This is a genomic window from Sphingomonas sp. (assembly GCF_041661825.1).
Taxonomy (GTDB): Bacteria; Pseudomonadota; Alphaproteobacteria; order Sphingomonadales; family Sphingomonadaceae; genus Sphingomonas.
The window spans coordinates 925,678-941,410 of record NZ_JBAZTU010000003.1; the positions used below are offsets into that span (position 1 = coordinate 925,678).

The 15,733-nt window shown below is 64.6% G+C and carries 17 protein-coding genes and 1 tRNA gene; 5 read left to right on the plus strand and 13 right to left on the minus strand.

Translation table 11 applies throughout. The features are described 5' to 3' along the window. Positions 1 to 32: 32 nt before the first annotated feature. Genes WC729_RS17290 through WC729_RS17300 form a run of 3 tightly spaced genes read left to right on the plus strand, consistent with a single transcriptional unit; the run spans position 33 to position 2,359 of the window. A complete protein-coding gene (locus WC729_RS17290; RefSeq protein ID WP_372854975.1) occupies positions 33 to 1,499 on the plus strand; it encodes an NCS1 family nucleobase:cation symporter-1 in 1,467 nt (488 codons plus the stop codon). Positions 1,500 to 1,556: 57 nt separating this feature from the next. After that, the gene (locus WC729_RS17295; protein WP_372854977.1) at positions 1,557 to 2,024 is read left to right on the plus strand and encodes an SRPBCC family protein; all 468 of its coding nucleotides are present in this window, start codon (positions 1,557 to 1,559) and stop codon (positions 2,022 to 2,024) included. Next, on the plus strand, positions 2,021 to 2,359 hold the full coding sequence (locus tag WC729_RS17300; protein ID WP_372854979.1) for an ArsR/SmtB family transcription factor: 339 nt from the start codon (positions 2,021 to 2,023) through the stop codon (positions 2,357 to 2,359). Before WC729_RS17295 ends, WC729_RS17300 begins: the two co-directional genes overlap by 4 nt. Before the next feature lie 272 nt (positions 2,360 to 2,631). On the opposite strand, the gene WC729_RS17305 is transcribed toward WC729_RS17300, so the two are convergent. The 7 genes from WC729_RS17305 to WC729_RS17335 form a co-directional block, all read right to left on the minus strand. Further along, positions 2,632 to 3,144 carry a DUF4240 domain-containing protein gene (locus WC729_RS17305; RefSeq protein ID WP_372854981.1) on the minus strand — a complete coding sequence of 171 codons (513 nt, stop codon included), beginning with the start codon at positions 3,142 to 3,144 and terminating at the stop codon, positions 2,632 to 2,634. Between the two features lie 130 nt (positions 3,145 to 3,274). Beyond that, positions 3,275 to 3,877, minus strand: coding sequence for a GNAT family N-acetyltransferase (locus tag WC729_RS17310; protein WP_372854983.1), 603 nt, complete (start codon positions 3,875 to 3,877; stop codon positions 3,275 to 3,277). 210 nt (positions 3,878 to 4,087) lie between these two features. Beyond that, positions 4,088 to 5,356 carry an ATP-dependent Clp protease ATP-binding subunit ClpX gene (gene clpX, locus WC729_RS17315; protein ID WP_372854985.1) on the minus strand — a complete coding sequence of 423 codons (1,269 nt, stop codon included), beginning with the start codon at positions 5,354 to 5,356 and terminating at the stop codon, positions 4,088 to 4,090. 115 nt (positions 5,357 to 5,471) lie between these two features. Further along, entirely contained in the window at positions 5,472 to 6,173 is a 702-nt protein-coding gene (locus WC729_RS17320) for an ATP-dependent Clp protease proteolytic subunit (RefSeq protein ID WP_372854987.1), read from the minus strand. A 91-nt stretch (positions 6,174 to 6,264) separates the two neighbouring features. After that, positions 6,265 to 7,206 (minus strand): glycosyltransferase family 2 protein, encoded by a 942-nt coding sequence (locus WC729_RS17325; RefSeq protein ID WP_372854989.1) that lies wholly within the window; start codon positions 7,204 to 7,206, stop codon positions 6,265 to 6,267. A 214-nt stretch (positions 7,207 to 7,420) separates the two neighbouring features. Beyond that, a complete protein-coding gene (gene tig, locus WC729_RS17330; RefSeq protein ID WP_372854991.1) occupies positions 7,421 to 9,055 on the minus strand; it encodes a trigger factor in 1,635 nt (544 codons plus the stop codon). Between the two features lie 78 nt (positions 9,056 to 9,133). Beyond that, positions 9,134 to 9,218 (minus strand) — tRNA-Leu (locus WC729_RS17335). 95 nt (positions 9,219 to 9,313) lie between these two features. Here WC729_RS17335 and WC729_RS17340 point away from each other — a divergent pair. Next, on the plus strand, positions 9,314 to 9,499 hold the full coding sequence (locus WC729_RS17340; RefSeq protein ID WP_372854993.1) for a hypothetical protein: 186 nt from the start codon (positions 9,314 to 9,316) through the stop codon (positions 9,497 to 9,499). Between the two features lie 5 nt (positions 9,500 to 9,504). Then, positions 9,505 to 9,720 (plus strand): hypothetical protein, encoded by a 216-nt coding sequence (locus WC729_RS17345; protein WP_372854995.1) that lies wholly within the window; start codon positions 9,505 to 9,507, stop codon positions 9,718 to 9,720. 32 nt (positions 9,721 to 9,752) lie between these two features. Here WC729_RS17345 and WC729_RS17350 read toward each other — a convergent pair whose 3' ends face one another. The 6 genes from WC729_RS17350 to gatC all read right to left on the minus strand — a co-directional run bounded on the left by WC729_RS17350 (position 9,753) and on the right by gatC (position 15,712). Further along, the gene (locus WC729_RS17350; RefSeq protein WP_372854997.1) at positions 9,753 to 10,649 is read right to left on the minus strand and encodes a hypothetical protein; all 897 of its coding nucleotides are present in this window, start codon (positions 10,647 to 10,649) and stop codon (positions 9,753 to 9,755) included. A gap of 71 nt (positions 10,650 to 10,720) precedes the next feature. Continuing rightward, positions 10,721 to 11,389, minus strand: coding sequence for a hypothetical protein (locus WC729_RS17355; protein ID WP_372854999.1), 669 nt, complete (start codon positions 11,387 to 11,389; stop codon positions 10,721 to 10,723). A gap of 23 nt (positions 11,390 to 11,412) precedes the next feature. Then, positions 11,413 to 12,093 (minus strand): hypothetical protein, encoded by a 681-nt coding sequence (locus WC729_RS17360; protein ID WP_372855001.1) that lies wholly within the window; start codon positions 12,091 to 12,093, stop codon positions 11,413 to 11,415. A 249-nt stretch (positions 12,094 to 12,342) separates the two neighbouring features. Beyond that, on the minus strand, positions 12,343 to 13,815 hold the full coding sequence (gene gatB / locus WC729_RS17365) for an Asp-tRNA(Asn)/Glu-tRNA(Gln) amidotransferase subunit GatB (protein ID WP_372855003.1): 1,473 nt from the start codon (positions 13,813 to 13,815) through the stop codon (positions 12,343 to 12,345). 128 nt (positions 13,816 to 13,943) lie between these two features. Beyond that, positions 13,944 to 15,428: an Asp-tRNA(Asn)/Glu-tRNA(Gln) amidotransferase subunit GatA gene (gene gatA, locus WC729_RS17370; RefSeq protein ID WP_372855005.1), complete on the minus strand. Its 1,485-nt coding sequence runs from the start codon at positions 15,426 to 15,428 to the stop codon at positions 13,944 to 13,946. Further along, positions 15,425 to 15,712, minus strand: coding sequence for an Asp-tRNA(Asn)/Glu-tRNA(Gln) amidotransferase subunit GatC (gene gatC, locus WC729_RS17375; RefSeq protein WP_372855007.1), 288 nt, complete (start codon positions 15,710 to 15,712; stop codon positions 15,425 to 15,427). The genes gatA and gatC overlap by 4 nt, the downstream gene beginning before the upstream one ends. Positions 15,713 to 15,733 lie beyond the last annotated feature (21 nt).

Here is a 15,733-nt window from a genome sequence, read left to right on the forward strand (position 1 = left end):
GAATTGCGGCCAACTCTCCATGGGGGACGCGCATGACCGATCAGACCACGGATTCGCTCTGGAATCGCGATCTCGCGCCGACCGACGCCGCGCAGCGGACCTGGCGCTGGTATCATTTCGCAGCCCTGTGGATTGGCATGATCGTCGCCGTGCCGAGCTGGATGCTTGCCTCGGGGCTGATCGAGCAGGGCATGTCGGCCGGGCAAGCGGCGCTGACCGTGCTGCTCGGCAATCTGGTCGTGCTCGCCCCGCTCCTGCTGATCGGCCATGCCGGCACGCGGTACGGCATTCCCTATGCCGTGCTGGCGCGCGCCTCGTTCGGCACCAAGGGAGCGCGGCTGCCAGCCGTGGCGCGGGCGCTGGTCGCCTGCGGCTGGTTCGGCATTCAGACCTGGATCGGCGGCGAAGCGCTGCTGACCCTGCTCGGCGTGTTTGTCGGGCAGAGCCTGAAGGGGCCGATCGTGCCGGTGCTCGATATCGGCGTGGGGCAGATGCTATCCTTCGCGACCTTCTGGGCGCTGCAGCTCTTCTTCGTACGCAAGGGGCTGACGACGATCCGGCGGCTCGAGACCTGGACGGCGCCGGTCAAGATCCTGGTGTGCATCGCACTCGTCTGGTGGGCCGTCGACAAGGCGGGCGGGTTCGGGCCGATCTTCGCCAGCCCCTCGGCCTTCGTGCCCGGCGGCGCGCGCGAGGGGCAGTTCTGGCTGGTATTCTGGCCGTCCTTGACCGCGATGGTCGGCTTCTGGGGGACGCTCGCGCTCAACATCCCCGACTTCACCCGTTTCGCGAAGAGCCAGCGCGACCAGATGATCGGCCAGTCGATCGGCCTGCCGCCGGGCATGGGGCTGATCGCGCTGGCCAGCGTCATCACCACCTCGGCGACCGTGGTGATCTACGGCCATGCGATCTGGGATCCGGTGGCGCTGGCCGGCACCCTGTCCGGGCCGTTGGTGCTGCTCGGCCTGATCGTCATCGCGATCGACACCATCTCGTGCAACATCGCCGCGAACCTGGTGTGCGCCGCTTACGATTTCTCGTCACTCGCGCCGGGCAAGATCTCCTATCGCACCGGCGGGCTGATCACTGCTGTGATCGGCGTATTGATCATGCCGTGGAAGCTGCTGGCGACGACCGGCGGCTACATCTTCGTCTGGCTGACCGGGTACAGCGCGCTGCTCGGCCCGATCGCGGGCATCCTGATCGCCGATTACTGGCTGATCCGGCGTACCCGGCTCGACGTCGACGACCTGTACCGCGAAGGCGGACGCTATGCTTATGCCGGCGGGTGGAACGGGCGCGCGCTGATCGCTTTCGCGGCCGGCGTGCTGCCCAACCTGCCCGGTTTCCTCGCGACCGTGGCACCGGGCACTTTCGGCTGGGTCGGCGGCTTCTGGACCGGGCTCTATGCCTATGCCTGGTTCACCGGGCTGTTCCTTGCGCTGGCTGCCTATGCGCGCCTGATGCTCAACGCGCGCAATAGTGAAGTGACCACTTGACAATCGGGCGCTATCGCCAATAGTGAAGCCATCACTTCACAATGGAGTCATGGCATCATGGAATCCCAACCCGTCATTCCCAGCACGTTTGTGATCGAGCGTAGCTATCCCGCCCCGAGAGAGCGGGTTTTCGCGGCGCTGAGCCAGGAGGATCAGAAACGCCGCTGGTATGCAGGCGGCGACAGCGCTGTGTTCGAGATGGACTTTCGCGTCGGCGGCCAGTCCCTCTCCCGCTCCCGAATGGGCCCCGATACGCCGTTCGAGGGCGTCGAACTGGCCAGCGTGGAATATTTCCACAACATCGTGCCCGACCAGCGCATCGTCAGCGCCGCCACCATGACGATCGGCGGCAGGCCGATCTCGGTCGCGCTGATGACGATCGAGCTGGTCTCGACCGACAGCGGCACCGACCTGATCTGCACGCATCAGGCCGTGTTCCTCGAAGGCGCGGACGGCCCCGAGATGCGCGAGCATGGGTGGAACGCCTTGTTCGACCGGCTGGGGGCGATATTGCCGGAGGCGTGACGAGTCCCGAACCCAGCAAGCCGGCCGCCAGTGTCGAGCGCGTGTTGCGCGCGCTCGCCGATCCGTCGCGGCTGGCGATCGTCGAGCGGCTGACCGCGGGGCCGCTGTCCGTCTCCACCCTGGCGGCCCCGCTGGGCATCACCCTGACTGCGGTCGCGCAGCATCTGCAGGTGCTCGAAGACTGCGGGCTGGTGCGCACCGAGAAGGTCGGGCGGGTGCGGAGCTGCCAGTTGCTGCCCGGCGGCTTCTCGATCCTGGAGCAGTGGATCCGCGACCGGCGATCGCCGGTGGAGCGGCGGCTGGACCGGCTCGGCGATTTCCTGGCGGAGTCCTGATTCGCTCCAACACATTCCTCTGTTACGGCGATATTTTTTTCTTCCGCTGTTATGTTGGATTTTGGCGAGGATTTTCCGGAGCGGGATCAGTGGCTTGCGCCGCGTTTTCCCTGTTATGCATAACAGCGGAAAAACAGCGGAAAAATGCGCTGTTTTTCCGCTGATCCGCGGCTGGAATCGTCCAATATTTCACCATGTGAAAGAGCGGGGCGGATGCCTGTGACATCCCGTCCAGCCCGTTGCTGCAATGGTTGGGGGCCAGATTGAATCGATCAGTCGGTGCCGAACCGCGCCCATAATCGAGGATAGCGCTTCTTGAGGGACTCGGGTTCGATACTGAACATCTCGCCCAAATCCAGGTCCTCGGTCGCGATTTCCATGGGCATGTCGGCCGGATTGCGCGCGGTTTTCTTTGCCCAGGCGTCGCGGGCGATCTGGCCGAATGCTTCGAACTCCGGCCTGCCGACATAATGTTCCGGGATGACATCGACGAGGGAATCCGGGTTTGCGACCACCATGGTGAAGGCGCCTTCGCCTCGCGAGATCAGCCAGCGTCGGAAATGCTCGAAGCCTTGGGAAGAGGCTCCACAATTGGCCACGAGCTCGGCCCCCCACAGATTCCATGCACCGGACCTGATCATCATGAGGTCGAAAATATGGTCGAATTGCTCAATCTCTGATGCCGTGAGCTTGTCGAGCGAGGCACGTAGCGCCGCTACCTGGCGATCACGGTCTTCTTCGCGAGCGGAGTCGCCTATGATTTCCCAGAATCGTGCCTCGGTCATGCCGGTTTGCGTCCCGCCCCGCGATCCGGCCGGAAGTGCCGCAGGTGCCATTACGGGAGTTCCCAGACCCACCAGGGCGAAGGCAAGGAGGACGATTCGTTCGACGTGCAATGTTTTCCTCCCCAACGCGTTATGGGACCGGCCGCATCATCGACCAGAAGCGCGGGCCGCCTTTGGGCACGGTCCACTCGCCGATCACCTCGAAGCCGAGCCCGCGATAGAAGCCGATATATTTCTCGCTGGGCGTCTCGAGATAGGTCGGCAAACCGCTGCCTGCGACGCGTTCGAGCCCCGACCGAATCGTTGCGCCGCCAAGCCCCTTGCCTTGCGATGCGGGATCGCAACCGGCGATGTGGAGATACCAATAGTCGCCGGCCGGGAAATGGGCGTCGATGGCGTTGGACACCGCCAGCGCCCGGCCCAATGCGGTACCGAACAGACCGACCAGCGGCAGGGCGTGGAGGAGCAGATCGAGCCAACTCGTCCGATTGCGGCCAGGGCCGCGCCATAAGGTCGCCGCCTCGCCGCTCTCCGTCATCAGCCGCATGCCGTGCGCATCCTCGTCGAACAGCAGGGCGAACATGCGGGGCAAGCGTTTGGCGCGCTGCTCGGGGTCTGGGAAGATGAAGCTGGTGGCTGGGTCTTCGGCGAAGGCGCGGGCGAGCATTGCCGCGATGGCAGTGCGATCGGCGGTGTCGGCGACGCGGATGGTGGGGATGTCGCGTTCAGGCATGCCGTTGTGCGGCGCCTAAAATCCTTCTCCCCTTGTGGGAGAAGGTGGCCCAAAGGGCCGGATGAGGGGGAGTGAGGTTCGAAACACTCGCGAGTGTCCCCCTCACCCTCCCATTGCTGCGCAATGGGCCCCTCCCTCTCCCACAAGGGGAGAGGGAAAAGGAGGCAGATCTAAAGATATGGATTATTGGAAAAGGCTCGCCGCCAGCAATCACGCGGCGCCGGCGCCCGCCTTGTCTTTCTTGGCGTAGACGCGGATCGGTTCCTTGCGGCCCTCGATCACGTCCTTGTCGATCATCACCTCGTCGACCCCGTCCATCCCCGGCAGATCGAACATGGTGTCGAGCAAGATGCCTTCGAGGATCGAACGCAGCCCGCGCGCACCGGTCTTGCGGTCGATCGCCTTCCTGGCGACCTGAACCAGCGCGTCGTCCGTGAAGCCGAGCTTCACTTCCTCCATGTCGAACAGCTTCTGATATTGTTTGACCAGGGCGTTCTTCGGCTCGGTCAGGATCGTCACCAGCGCCGGCACGTCGAGATCCTCGAGCGTGGCGATCACCGGCAGACGGCCGACGAACTCGGGGATCAGGCCGAACTTCAGCAGATCCTCGGGCTCGACCGACTTCAAAGTCTCGCCGGTGCGGCGTTCCTCGGGCGAAGCGACATAGGCGCCGAACCCGATCGACTTGCCCTGGAGGCGATCGCCGATGATCTTTTCCAGGCCGCTGAACGCGCCGCCGCATATGAACAGGATGTTCGTCGTGTCGACCTGCAGGAACTCCTGCTGCGGATGCTTGCGCCCGCCCTGCGGCGGGACGGAGGCAGTGGTGCCCTCCATCAGCTTCAGCAACGCCTGCTGCACGCCCTCGCCCGACACGTCGCGCGTGATCGAGGGATTTTCGGCCTTGCGGCTGATCTTGTCGATCTCGTCGATGTACACGATGCCGCGCTGCGCCCGCTCGACATTGTAATCGGACGCCTGGAGCAGCTTGAGGATGATGTTCTCGACATCCTCGCCGACATAACCCGCCTCGGTCAGCGTCGTCGCATCGGCCATGGTGAAAGGCACGTCGAGGATTCGCGCCAGCGTCTGGGCGAGCAAGGTCTTGCCGCAGCCAGTCGGCCCGACGAGCAGGATGTTCGACTTGGCAAGCTCGACATCCGCGCCCTTCTGGCCGTGGTTGAGGCGCTTGTAGTGATTGTGCACGGCGACCGAGAGGACCCGCTTGGCGCGCTTCTGCCCGATGACGTAATCGTCGAGCACGTCGCAGATCTCCTGCGGCGTCGGCACGCCCCCGTCCTTTTTCGAGACGAGCGCGGATTTGGTCTCCTCGCGGATGATGTCGTTGCAGAGCTCGACGCATTCATCGCAGATGAACACGGTCGGCCCGGCGATGAGCTTCCGCACCTCGTGCTGCGACTTGCCGCAGAACGAGCAATAGAGCGTGCTCTTCGAGTCGCCGCCGCTGAGCTTCGTCATTCAATCCATCCTTCGCGCCATACAGGGCGCGTTCGTGCGGGTGGCCATGTTAGACCGGCCACCTGCAACACTACAATCACCAAATCGCCTTAAGACCAAAGGCTACAAAATCCGGTTACGATGCCGGCAGGATCGGCGTCGACCCGGAATCGTCCGCAATCGCCGGGCGTTTGTCGAATACCTCGTCGATCAGGCCGAATTCCTTGGCCTCGTCCGCCGACAGGAACTTGTCGCGATCCATCGCGACTTCGATCTCGCCGATCGGCTTGCCGGTGTAGTGAGCATAGAGCTCGTTCATCCGGTGCCGGATACGCAGGATCTCGCGTGCCTGGATCTCGATGTCGCTCGCCATGCCCTGTGCGCCGCCCGAAGGCTGGTGGATCATGATCCGCGCATTGGTGAGCGCGACGCGCATGCCGGGCTCGCCGGCGGCGAGCAGGAAGCTGCCCATCGAGGCGGCCTGGCCCATGCAGACCGTACCGACGCGCGGACGGATATATTGCATGGTATCATGGATCGCCATGCCCGCCGTGACGACGCCGCCCGGCGAGTTGATGTACATGAAGATGTCCTTCTTGGGATTCTCCGACTCCAGGAAGAGCAACTGGGCGCTGATCACCGAGGCCATATGATCCTCGACGCCGCCCGTCACGAAGATGATCCGCTCGCGCAGCAGCCGCGAATAGATGTCGAAACTGCGCTCGCCACGGTTGGACTGCTCGATGACGATGGGGACGAGGCCGCCCTGGGGCGACTGAGTGAAGCCATTTTGGATGAGCGGCCGCGTGAAGTCGCCGGTCTCGAATGGGTTATGCATGATGTGCCTTTGAATCCTTATGCCCCAGTAGATGCCTTACATCGGCGCTGGCGGAAACGAGTTCAACCCCCGAGCCGCTCCCCCCTTACCGCTAGCTTCGCCGATCCTCGCCGCCCGGCGCGCGGTGCGCCAGATAGGCGAGACGCCGCACCTCGCGCCGTCCGCGTACCACCGTATCGAGGATAATCCCTGCAAAGAGGTTGAGCGACGCGAGGATCACCAGCCCGGTCACCAGGATCGCAGTGGGGAAACGCGGCACGAGATGCGTGTGCATATAGGTGATGACCAGCGGGATCGCGAGGATCACCGCCAGCCCCGCCAGCACCGCGCCGATGCTGCCGAAGAACAGCACCGGCCGCTCGAGCCGGTAGAGCTGCAGGATGGTGCGCAGGATGCGGAAACCATCGCCATAAGTGCTGAGCTTCGATTCGGAACCTTCGGGCCGCGCGAAATAGGGCGTTTCGATCTCGGCGACCGGCATCTTCAACTCGAGCGCATGGACGCTGATCTCGGTCTCGATCTCGAAGCCCGCGGACAGCACCGGGAAGCTCTTCACGAAGCGGCGCGAAAAGACCCGGTAACCCGACAGGATGTCGGTGAAGCTGCGCCCGAACAGCCGCGCCAGCATGCCGGTGAGCAGCGCATTGCCCATCTTGTGGCCGCGGCGATAGGCCGTGTCGGCCTGAGTCACGCGGGCGCCGACCACCATGTCGAGCTGCTCGTCGAGCACGCGCGCGACCAGCGCCGGGGCGGAAGCGGCGTCATAGGTCGCATCGCCATCGGCCATGACATAGATGTCGGCGTCGATATCCGCGAACATGCGGCGGACGACATTGCCCTTGCCCTGGATGCGTTCGGTCCGGACGATCGCCCCGGCCGCGCGCGCCACTTCGATCGTGCGATCGCGGCTGTTGTTGTCATAGACGTAGATGGTCGCGTCGGGCAGCGCCGCGCGGAACCCCGCCACCGTCTGCGCGATGGCGGCTTCTTCGTTGTAGCAGGGCAGCAGGACTGCGATGCGTGGACTCGTCAAGATCGCCCCCTAAAACCCTTCTCCCCTTGTGGGAGAAGGATACGGAGACTTGGCGCTTCAGCGCCTAGTCGTAGTTGGATGAGGGGAAGCGAAGCGCAGCTTCGCGCGCTCGCTCGCGAGCGCATACCCCTCTCCCAGCTCCGACTAGGACCGCGTGAAGAACGCGGCCCAAGTCTGCGCAACCCTCTCCCACAAGGGGAGAGGGAAAGAAAGGCTAGGCGTCGCTCTTCTTTGCCGGGGCCTTTTTCGCTGCCGGCTTCTTGGCAGGCGCGGCTGCCTCGGCTGGAGCTTCCTCGGCCGCAGGCTTCGCCTTCTTGGCGGCCGGCTTCTTCACCGGCTCTTCAGCCGCCTCAGGAGCGGGCTCGGCCTTCTTGGCAGCGGCCTTCTTCGCCGGCTTGGCTTCCTCTGCAGGAGCCTCGTCGGCAGGCGCGGCCTTCTTGGCCGCGGCCTTCTTCTTCGGCTTGTGGTCATGATCATGGTCGTGGTCATGATCGTGATGATGCGTGCCGCTGGCGAAGCCGTCCTCGGACTCGATCGCCTCTTCCAGTTCCTCGCGCGTCACTTCGCGGTCGCTGATGTCGGCCTTTTCGAACAGCCAGTCGACCACCTTGTCCTCATAGAGCGGGGCGCGCAGCTGAGCGGCGGCCATCGGCTCCGAGCGGACATATTCGATGAACCGGGTGCGGTCCTCGGGGCCATATTGCGACGCGGCCTGCGCGATCAGGCGGTTCATTTCCTGCTGGCTGACCTCGACGCCGTTGGCCTGGCCGATCTCCGACAGGAGCAGGCCAAGGCGCACGCGGCGCTCGGCAATGGCGTGGTAATCGGCGCGCTCGGATTCCATCTCGGCGATGGCGGCTTCCGGATCGGCCTCGTGCGTGGCCTCATGCTCGAGCTGCTGCCAGATCTGGGCGAACTCGGCCTCGACCATCGACGGCGGGACCGGGAAGTCATGACCTTCGGCGAGCTGGTCGAGCAGCTTGCGCTTCATGTGCGTGCGGGTGAGGCCGTTCAGCTCCTGCTCGATCTGGCCCTTGAGCAACTCCTTGAGCTGATCCAGGTCCTTGAGACCGAGCGAGGTGGCGAGCTCGTCGTCGATCTTCGTCTCGCCGGCGGTCTTCACCGCGGTGATCTTGAGGTCGAAGGTCGCTGCCTTGTCGGCCAGGTCCTTCGCCTGATAATCCGCCGGGAAGGTCACGTTGATCTGGCGCTCTTCACCGGTCTTCACGCCGACGACCTGATCCTCGAAACCGGGGATGAGACGGCCCGAACCCAGCTCGACCGACATATCGGTGCCGGTGCCGCCGTCGAACGCAATGCCATCGACCTTGCCGGTGAAGTCCATGACGACCAGGTCGCCCATCTTCGCCTTGTAGGTCGGCTTGGCATCGTCCCAGCGCTTCTGCTGGTCGGCGAACTTCTGGAGCTGCGCCTGGAGCGCGGCCTCATCGGCCGGCACGGTCAGGCGCTCGAGCTTCAGATGGTCGATCGACGGAGTCGGCACGTCGGGGAGCACTTCGAGCTCGACCTTGACCTCGGCATCCTGGCCGAGCTCATAGCCCTCGTCGAGGCTGACCGAGGGCTGGATCGCCGGGCGCAGCTTCTGCTCGGCAAGGAGGGTCTGGACGCCTTCCTGGATCGAGGTGTTCAGCGCGTCCTGCATCAGCGCGGGGCCGTGCATCTTGCGAACCAGATTGGCAGGCACCTTGCCGGGGCGGAAGCCGGGCATGCGAACCTGCGGCGCAACGCGCTTCAGTTCGGCATCGACCTTCGAATCGATGTCCTTCGCCGTGATCTTCAGCGTGTAGGCGCGCTTCAGGCCCTCGTTCAACGTCTCGACAGTCTGCATTTCAACAATTGCCTTTTTTAGCTCTGGGCCTTTTCAGGGAATCAGGGTTGCGGCACCCCTCGCCCAGCGCGACGAGACTGGTGCGGGCGAAGGGACTCGAACCCCCACATCTTGCGATACCTGGACCTAAACCAGGCGCGTCTACCAGTTCCGCCACGCCCGCAGGGGACACCGTCGGTCGGCGGCGTCTATAGCAAGTCGCACGCACGTAGCAACCCGGCGCGGTACAAGTGCGTTGGGCCATCGAGGAGAAACCCGATGGCCACCACCCCGCCACCCGAATTGCCGCCCGAGCCGAGCCAGCCGGCGCAGCCCGATGCGCCGCCGCCCGAGGTCTTCCCGACCGCGCCCGACATCGACGTGCCGTCCCCCCAGCCGGGCAGCGATCCGGCGCCGTCCACCCCTGCCCCCGGCCAGCCGGTCGGCGGCATCGATTTATACTGAGAGGAATGCCCGTGACCGATCGAGATCCGCATCCCGACAGCCCGCCAGAGGCCGATAACGACAACCGAAGCGACGTCGAACAGGTCGTCGATGCCCGCAAGGACGCGGTCGAACGGGGTGAAGGCGGGCGCGAACCAGACAATTTCACCTCTGCCGGGATTCCCGACGGCGTTGGCGGCACCGGCGGCGAAACGAAGAACCAGGACGACGACGCCCAATAGGCGTCGCCGACCCGGTTCACCTCCAGCTTTTCTCAGGTCGCGGGCGCTGGCTGTACATAGATGAGCCCGTTCGACCAGAGAAGTGTTCCGGCTTGAGCGCCCTCCCCGATGTCGATCCGCGGGCCGTAAAAGCCGGCGGCAAATGCCTTCGGCCGATTCTTCGCGGTATAGAGCTTGATGTCCGCCGGGCCGAGGCCAAGGGCAAAGGGTATCAGCCGCTCAATCTGACCAAAGGCCGCGGTCAGCGAAGCCCTGGCCAGCTTGCCGTCGCTCGCCGCCCAGCTCGCGACGTTTTCGCCATGCTCGTAAGACCGAGTCCGCAACTGCACGATGCTCGATATCGACTGCCCGTAGAATGGCTCCGGCAGCGAGGTCGACCGGGCGCCGGCGGCGGGTTTGCGGACGAGCGCGATGTCGGCGATCACGCGGAGATAGGTGAAGTCCGGCGCGAGATCGTAGCGATAGGTGACGAATGCGACCTGTGGCGTCGCGCTGGCATTCAGGAACGCGGCGCGCGACCGCGGGGATGGATCGTCGGTGACGATGATGTCCTGCGCCTGGAACCAGTCGGTTTTCGCCACGGCCCCACGCGTCGTCGCGAGGGCCAGTCCGGCGACGTCGAAGGTCTTCAACGCCTCCCGCAGCGGCTTGACGGTCGCCTCGGCCCGCTCGTGCAGAGACTGGCTCATGGTCTCTTTCTTGTCGTCCATCGATTCGATGATCAGCGCGCCGAGCAGGCCGCCGCCATAGGAATCCGAGGCGACGCGGCCCACTTCGATATTCGTTTCGATCGCGTCCTGAGGGAGGGCAAGCTGCAGCGACCGCGCAACAGCGCGATCGCCCGAGGCGATAACGCCGGGCACGTCCTTTGCCGCCACTGCCGCCGGAGCCAGCAAAAGCGCGATGCACAGCCCGGCCGCAATCCGCATGGCGGTCTCCAAGGGTGGGTGAGGAAGGAAAGCGGGGCTGCCGGACGAGTCCAACGCAGCCCCGCTGTAACTCAGGACTTCTTGGCTCCGCCTACGCCCGCTGCAAACTCCTTGAAGTTCTTTGCGAAAGCTTCGCGCAGATCGGTTTCGGCCGCTTCGGTTTCGTCCGTGGTCTTGGGCGGGAATTGCGACAGGCCATTGCCGCCGCGTCCCTTGACCAGCTTGGCCGCGGACTTCCCGTCGCGGAAATCCTTGAAAATGAAACGGTTGTTCAAGGACCGACCGTAGATCGCTTTCTTCTGGTACAAATTCTGCGTGATGATCAGCTCGAAATAGCAGGATGCGGTCGACGAGCTGAGGCGGTTGGTTGCCTTGGTCGTGATGTTGCGGTCGGCGATGGGCGTCTCATAGACGATCTGCGAGGCCGGCAGGCGCAGCTCCTGCACGACGTCGAGCGACTTGAGCGATTCGATCTGCAAACGCGGACCCAGCGCCTCCTTCAGATATTCGGCTTCGCTGACGTTGCGGTCCTTGTTCGCGGCTGCATCGGCAACCGCGCCGATAATGCCGAAACCAGACAGCATCGTCGTGGTCTGCGCCTGGCCTTCCAGCGTCGGGAAAATGTGCAGCTCGCACGCCGGCGCAGCAGGTGCGGCAGCGGTGTCCGCCGTTTGCGACGATGCGATCGAAGCACCGCAAAGAAGTACCGCCGCAGCGACGGATGTCGTCAAGATTTTCATGTCTGCTCCCCCAATTTTGAAGTCTATCTGGATCCCGGTTGCGGGATGTCTGCGCCACCGCCCGGCTGCCGATCGCCGGCCGCCGCGATCGTGGTTTGTGTTGCTGCCCCTGCCGGGTCGGCTAGTGGTTGAGAAGCTTGAGCGCCCGGAACGGCCGGAGGCGTGGCGCCTGGGACGAAAATGATATCTTCTCCGGTCCGGGCGCGAAGCTCACGGCCCTTGGGGACGACACCCGCCTTGCCTTTGATGAGTCCCGAAACAATGCCGGCGGCGAAAAAGGTCACGGCAGTGGCGCCATTATTGTTGCGGCCTTCCTCGCGGTAGCGGCCATCGAGCAGGACGCTCTTGCCGTTCAAGTCGAGCGTGCGGAGCGCCATGCCTAAGATGCCGGGTTTACCAAAGGCCCCCTTGTTCGTGCAGAAGGTGATCTCGCCGCTGCCGATCGCTCCTGCTGGAATGACGACCGTTCCCTGGTCGACGACCTCGCGCACGACGGTGACGCCGAAGCGGCGGCCCAGGACGCACGAGACCGTCGATATCTCCTCGTTCGTCATCACCGTGACGGGCGTTCCGGCGACGAGTGTCGCGGTTGGTGTCGTGGCAGGTATGGCGAGCGCGGATCCCGCGTCGACCGGTGTCGTTTGCGCGGCGATACTTGCGCCAGCAGACGCAAGGCCGAGCATTGCCCAAGTCCAGATAATCACGTGCGCCCCCCGGCAGGGGCAAGCAGCGACACGCCCCGTTAGCGCTTTACTATCAGATATTTGGCGGCCGAAAAGCCGATTCGGCGAAGAATTATGGTCAATAGATTACGGCCAGACGAACCCCAGTCGATCAGGCCGGAATCCGCGCCTGCGACCTAATCGAACGAATAGTCGCCACTATCGATACGCGACGATCCAACAGGCCGAACCGGAGACAAACCACGGCATCTTGCCCGTTACGATCGAGGATCAGCCCAGCGCTTTCTTGAGCAGATCATTGACCACGCCGGGATTGGCCTTGCCGCCCATCGCCTTCATCGTCTGGCCGACAAAGAAGCCGAACAATTTGTCCTTGCCCGAGCGGTACTCGGCGACCTTGTCCTCGTTCGCGGCCATGACATCGGCAATGACCTTCTCGATCGCGCCGGTGTCGCTGGTCTGCTTGAGCCCGCGCTCCTCGACGATCGCGCCGGCGCCCTGCCCCGTCTCCAGCATGATCTCGAAGACCTGCTTGGCGAGCGTGCCCGACAAGGTGCCGTCGGCAACGAGGCCGAGCAGCTCCCCGGCCTGAGCGGGGCTGACCGGCGACTCCTCGATGTCCTTGCCGATGCGGTTGAGCGCGCCGAACAGCTCCGACGTCACCCAGTTCGCCGCGGCGACCGGCTTCGCGCCCGTTTCAAGCAACGCGTCGAACCAGCGCGCCGCTTCGACCTCCGCGGTCAGGACGGCGGCGGCATAGGGCGTGATGCCGAGCGCTTCGTAGCGGCGGCGCTTGGCATCGGGCAGCTCGGGCAGGCTCGCGCGGCATTCCTCAAGGAAGGCGTCGTCGAGTTCGAGCGGCAGCAGGTCGGGATCGGGGAAGTAGCGATAATCGTGCGCATCCTCCTTGGAGCGCATCGACCGGGTCACATTCTTGTCGGGATCGTAGAGCCGCGTTTCCTGGACGATGCGTTCGCCGGCCTCCAGCGCGGTGACCTGGCGGAGCGCTTCCTGCTCGACCACGGCCATGACGAAGCGGACCGAGTTGACGTTCTTCGTCTCGGTGCGCGTGCCGAGCGGATCGCCGGGCTTGCGCACGCTGACATTGACGTCGGCGCGCATCGAGCCTTCTTCCATATTGCCGTCGCACGAACCGACATAGCGCAGAATCGATCTGAGCTTGCGCAGATAAGCTCCTGCTTCTGCAGGCGATGTCATGTCCGGGCGGCTGACGATCTCCATCAGCGCCACGCCCGAGCGGTTGAGATCGACATAGCTCTGGGTCGGATGCTGATCGTGCATCAGCTTGCCCGCATCCTGCTCGACATGGATGCGCTCGACCCCGATACGCTTGGTCGCGTCGTCGGGATTCTTGTCGTCGAGGCTGATATGGATCGCGCCCTCGCCCACCAATGGATGGTAGAGCTGGCTGATCTGATAACCCTGCGGCAGATCGGCGTAGAAATAGTTCTTGCGGTCGAAGCGCGACCATTTGTTGATCTGCGCGTCGATCGCCATGCCGGTGCGGACCGCCTGGCGGATGCACTCGCGGTTGGGCACCGGCAGCATGCCGGGCATCGCGGCGTCGACCAGCGACACCTGGGTGTTGGGCTCCGCGCCGAACGCGGTCGCCGCGCCCGAGAAGAGCTTGGCATTGGAGGTCACCTGGGCATGGACTTCGAGGCCGACCACGACCTCCCACTCGCCGGTGGCGCCACGGATGCGGTAGGCTGCTTCAGTCATTTCATTCGCTTTCGTCCTGATCGGGCCATCGCCGCCGCCGCGGCTCGGGTTCCCGACAAAGAAACTTGATCAATCGCCAGCTAAAATGGAGCGCCGGTTCGAACAGGAATTCGACCAGCAGCCCCATCCTACCACCACGCCTCCGGCCGCGCGACGAAACCGGCGCGTTCTTCCAGCGCCAGCCCGGCATTCAGCACGCCTTGCTCGTCGAGCGGCTTGCCGATGATCTGAAGACCGAGCGGCAGGCCGTTTTTGTCGAGGCCGCCCGGCACCGACATCGCCGGCAGGCCCGCAAGCGAGCTGGGCACCGTGAACACGTCGTTCAAGTACATCGCGATCGGATCGGCGCTCTTCTCGCCCAGCGCGAACGCCGCGGACGGCGCGGTGGGGGTGAGCAGCAGGTCGCAGCTTTCCCAGGCCCGTTCGAAATCGCGCGCGATCAGGGTGCGAACCTTCTGCGCCTGGGTGTAATAAGCGTCGTAGAAGCCGGCCGAGAGCACATAGGTGCCGATCATGATGCGCCGTTTGACCTCGTCGCCGAAGCCGGCCGCGCGGGTCGCGGCGTACATGTCCTGCAGGTTCGCGCCCTCGGGCAAATCGCGCAGGCCGTAACGCACCCCGTCATAGCGGGCGAGGTTGGACGAAGCTTCTGCCGGGGCGATGATGTAATAGGCCGGCAGCGCATATTTGGTGTGCGGGAGCGAGACCTCGACGATCTCCGCGCCCGCATCGCGCGCCCAGTCGATACCCTGCTGCCAGAGCGCTTCGATCTCGGCCGGCATGTTGTCGACGCGATATTCCTTGGGGATGCCGATGCGCTTGCCGGCGAGGCTGGAGGACAGGCCCGCCTCCCATTTCGGCACCGCCAGATCGAGCGAGGTCGAATCCTTGGGATCGAACCCGGTCATCGCCTCGAGCATGATCGCGCAGTCGCGCACGTCGCGCGCCATCGGCCCAGCCTGGTCGAGCGACGAGGCGAACGCCACCACGCCCCAGCGCGAGCAGCGGCCATAAGTCGGCTTGATGCCCGAGATGCCGGTGAAGGCCGCGGGCTGGCGGATCGAGCCGCCGGTGTCGGTGCCGGTTGCCGCCGGGCACAGCCGCGCCGCGATCGCCGCCGAGCTGCCGCCCGAGGAGCCGCCCGGCGCGAGCGGAGCATTGCCGCCGTCGGCACGCCGCCAGGGCGAGATGACGTTGCCGAAATAGCTGGTCTCGTTGGACGAGCCCATGGCGAACTGGTCCATGTTGAGCTTGCCCAGCATGCCTGCACCCGCATCCCACAGCTTGCCCGAGACGGTGGATTCATAGGGCGGCGTGAAGCCTTCAAGGATATGGCTCGCCGCGGTGGAGGCCACGCCCTTGGTGCAGAACAGGTCCTTCATGCCGATCGGCACGCCGGCCAGCGGCTTCAGCGTCTCGCCAGCCGCGCGCGCGGCATCGGCCGCGTCGGCCGCGGCGAGGGCATGATCGGGGGTCTCGACCAGAAAGGCGTTGAGTGCCTTGGCCTTGCTCACCTTCACGATGAACGCATCGGCCACTTCGCGTGCGGAAAAGCCGCCGGTGCGCACCCCGTCGCGGATCGCGGCAACGCCCAGATCGGTAAGCTCGGTCATTCGATCACCTTCGGCACGGCGAAGAAGCCATGTTCCGCCTGGGGCGCGTTGGAGAGCACCGCATCGCGCACATTGCCGTCAGTGACGACATCGTCGCGCAGGCGCAGATGGTTGGGGATGACGGCAGTCATCGGCTCGACCGACGACGTGTCGACCTCGCCGAGCTGCTCGATCCAGCCCATGATGTTGTCGAGTTCCGGCGCGATGCGCGCGGCCTCTTCCTCGGTGATCGCGATGCGGGCAAGGCTCGCGATCTTCTTCACGGTTGCGATATCTACGGACATGGCCGCGCGGCTAGCAGAGCG

Bases quoted from the DNA above. Each gene is read 5' to 3' on its own strand.
- WC729_RS17290 (WP_372854975.1), top strand. From the start codon at position 33: ATGACCGATCAGACCACGGATTCGCTCTGGAATCGCGATCTCGCGCCG.
- WC729_RS17295 (WP_372854977.1), top strand. From the start codon at position 1,557: ATGGAATCCCAACCCGTCATTCCCAGCACGTTTGTGATCGAGCGTAGC.
- WC729_RS17305 (WP_372854981.1), bottom strand. From the start codon at position 3,144: ATGACCGAGGCACGATTCTGGGAAATCATAGGCGACTCCGCTCGCGAA.
- WC729_RS17310 (WP_372854983.1), bottom strand. From the start codon at position 3,877: ATGCCTGAACGCGACATCCCCACCATCCGCGTCGCCGACACCGCCGAT.
- clpX (WP_372854985.1), bottom strand. From the start codon at position 5,356: ATGACGAAGCTCAGCGGCGGCGACTCGAAGAGCACGCTCTATTGCTCG.
- WC729_RS17320 (WP_372854987.1), bottom strand. From the start codon at position 6,173: ATGCATAACCCATTCGAGACCGGCGACTTCACGCGGCCGCTCATCCAA.
- tig (WP_372854991.1), bottom strand. From the start codon at position 9,055: ATGCAGACTGTCGAGACGTTGAACGAGGGCCTGAAGCGCGCCTACACG.
- WC729_RS17340 (WP_372854993.1), top strand. From the start codon at position 9,314: ATGGCCACCACCCCGCCACCCGAATTGCCGCCCGAGCCGAGCCAGCCG.
- WC729_RS17345 (WP_372854995.1), top strand. From the start codon at position 9,505: ATGCCCGTGACCGATCGAGATCCGCATCCCGACAGCCCGCCAGAGGCC.
- WC729_RS17350 (WP_372854997.1), bottom strand. From the start codon at position 10,649: ATGCGGATTGCGGCCGGGCTGTGCATCGCGCTTTTGCTGGCTCCGGCG.
- WC729_RS17355 (WP_372854999.1), bottom strand. From the start codon at position 11,389: ATGAAAATCTTGACGACATCCGTCGCTGCGGCGGTACTTCTTTGCGGT.
- gatB (WP_372855003.1), bottom strand. From the start codon at position 13,815: ATGACTGAAGCAGCCTACCGCATCCGTGGCGCCACCGGCGAGTGGGAG.
- gatA (WP_372855005.1), bottom strand. From the start codon at position 15,428: ATGACCGAGCTTACCGATCTGGGCGTTGCCGCGATCCGCGACGGGGTG.
- gatC (WP_372855007.1), bottom strand. From the start codon at position 15,712: ATGTCCGTAGATATCGCAACCGTGAAGAAGATCGCGAGCCTTGCCCGC.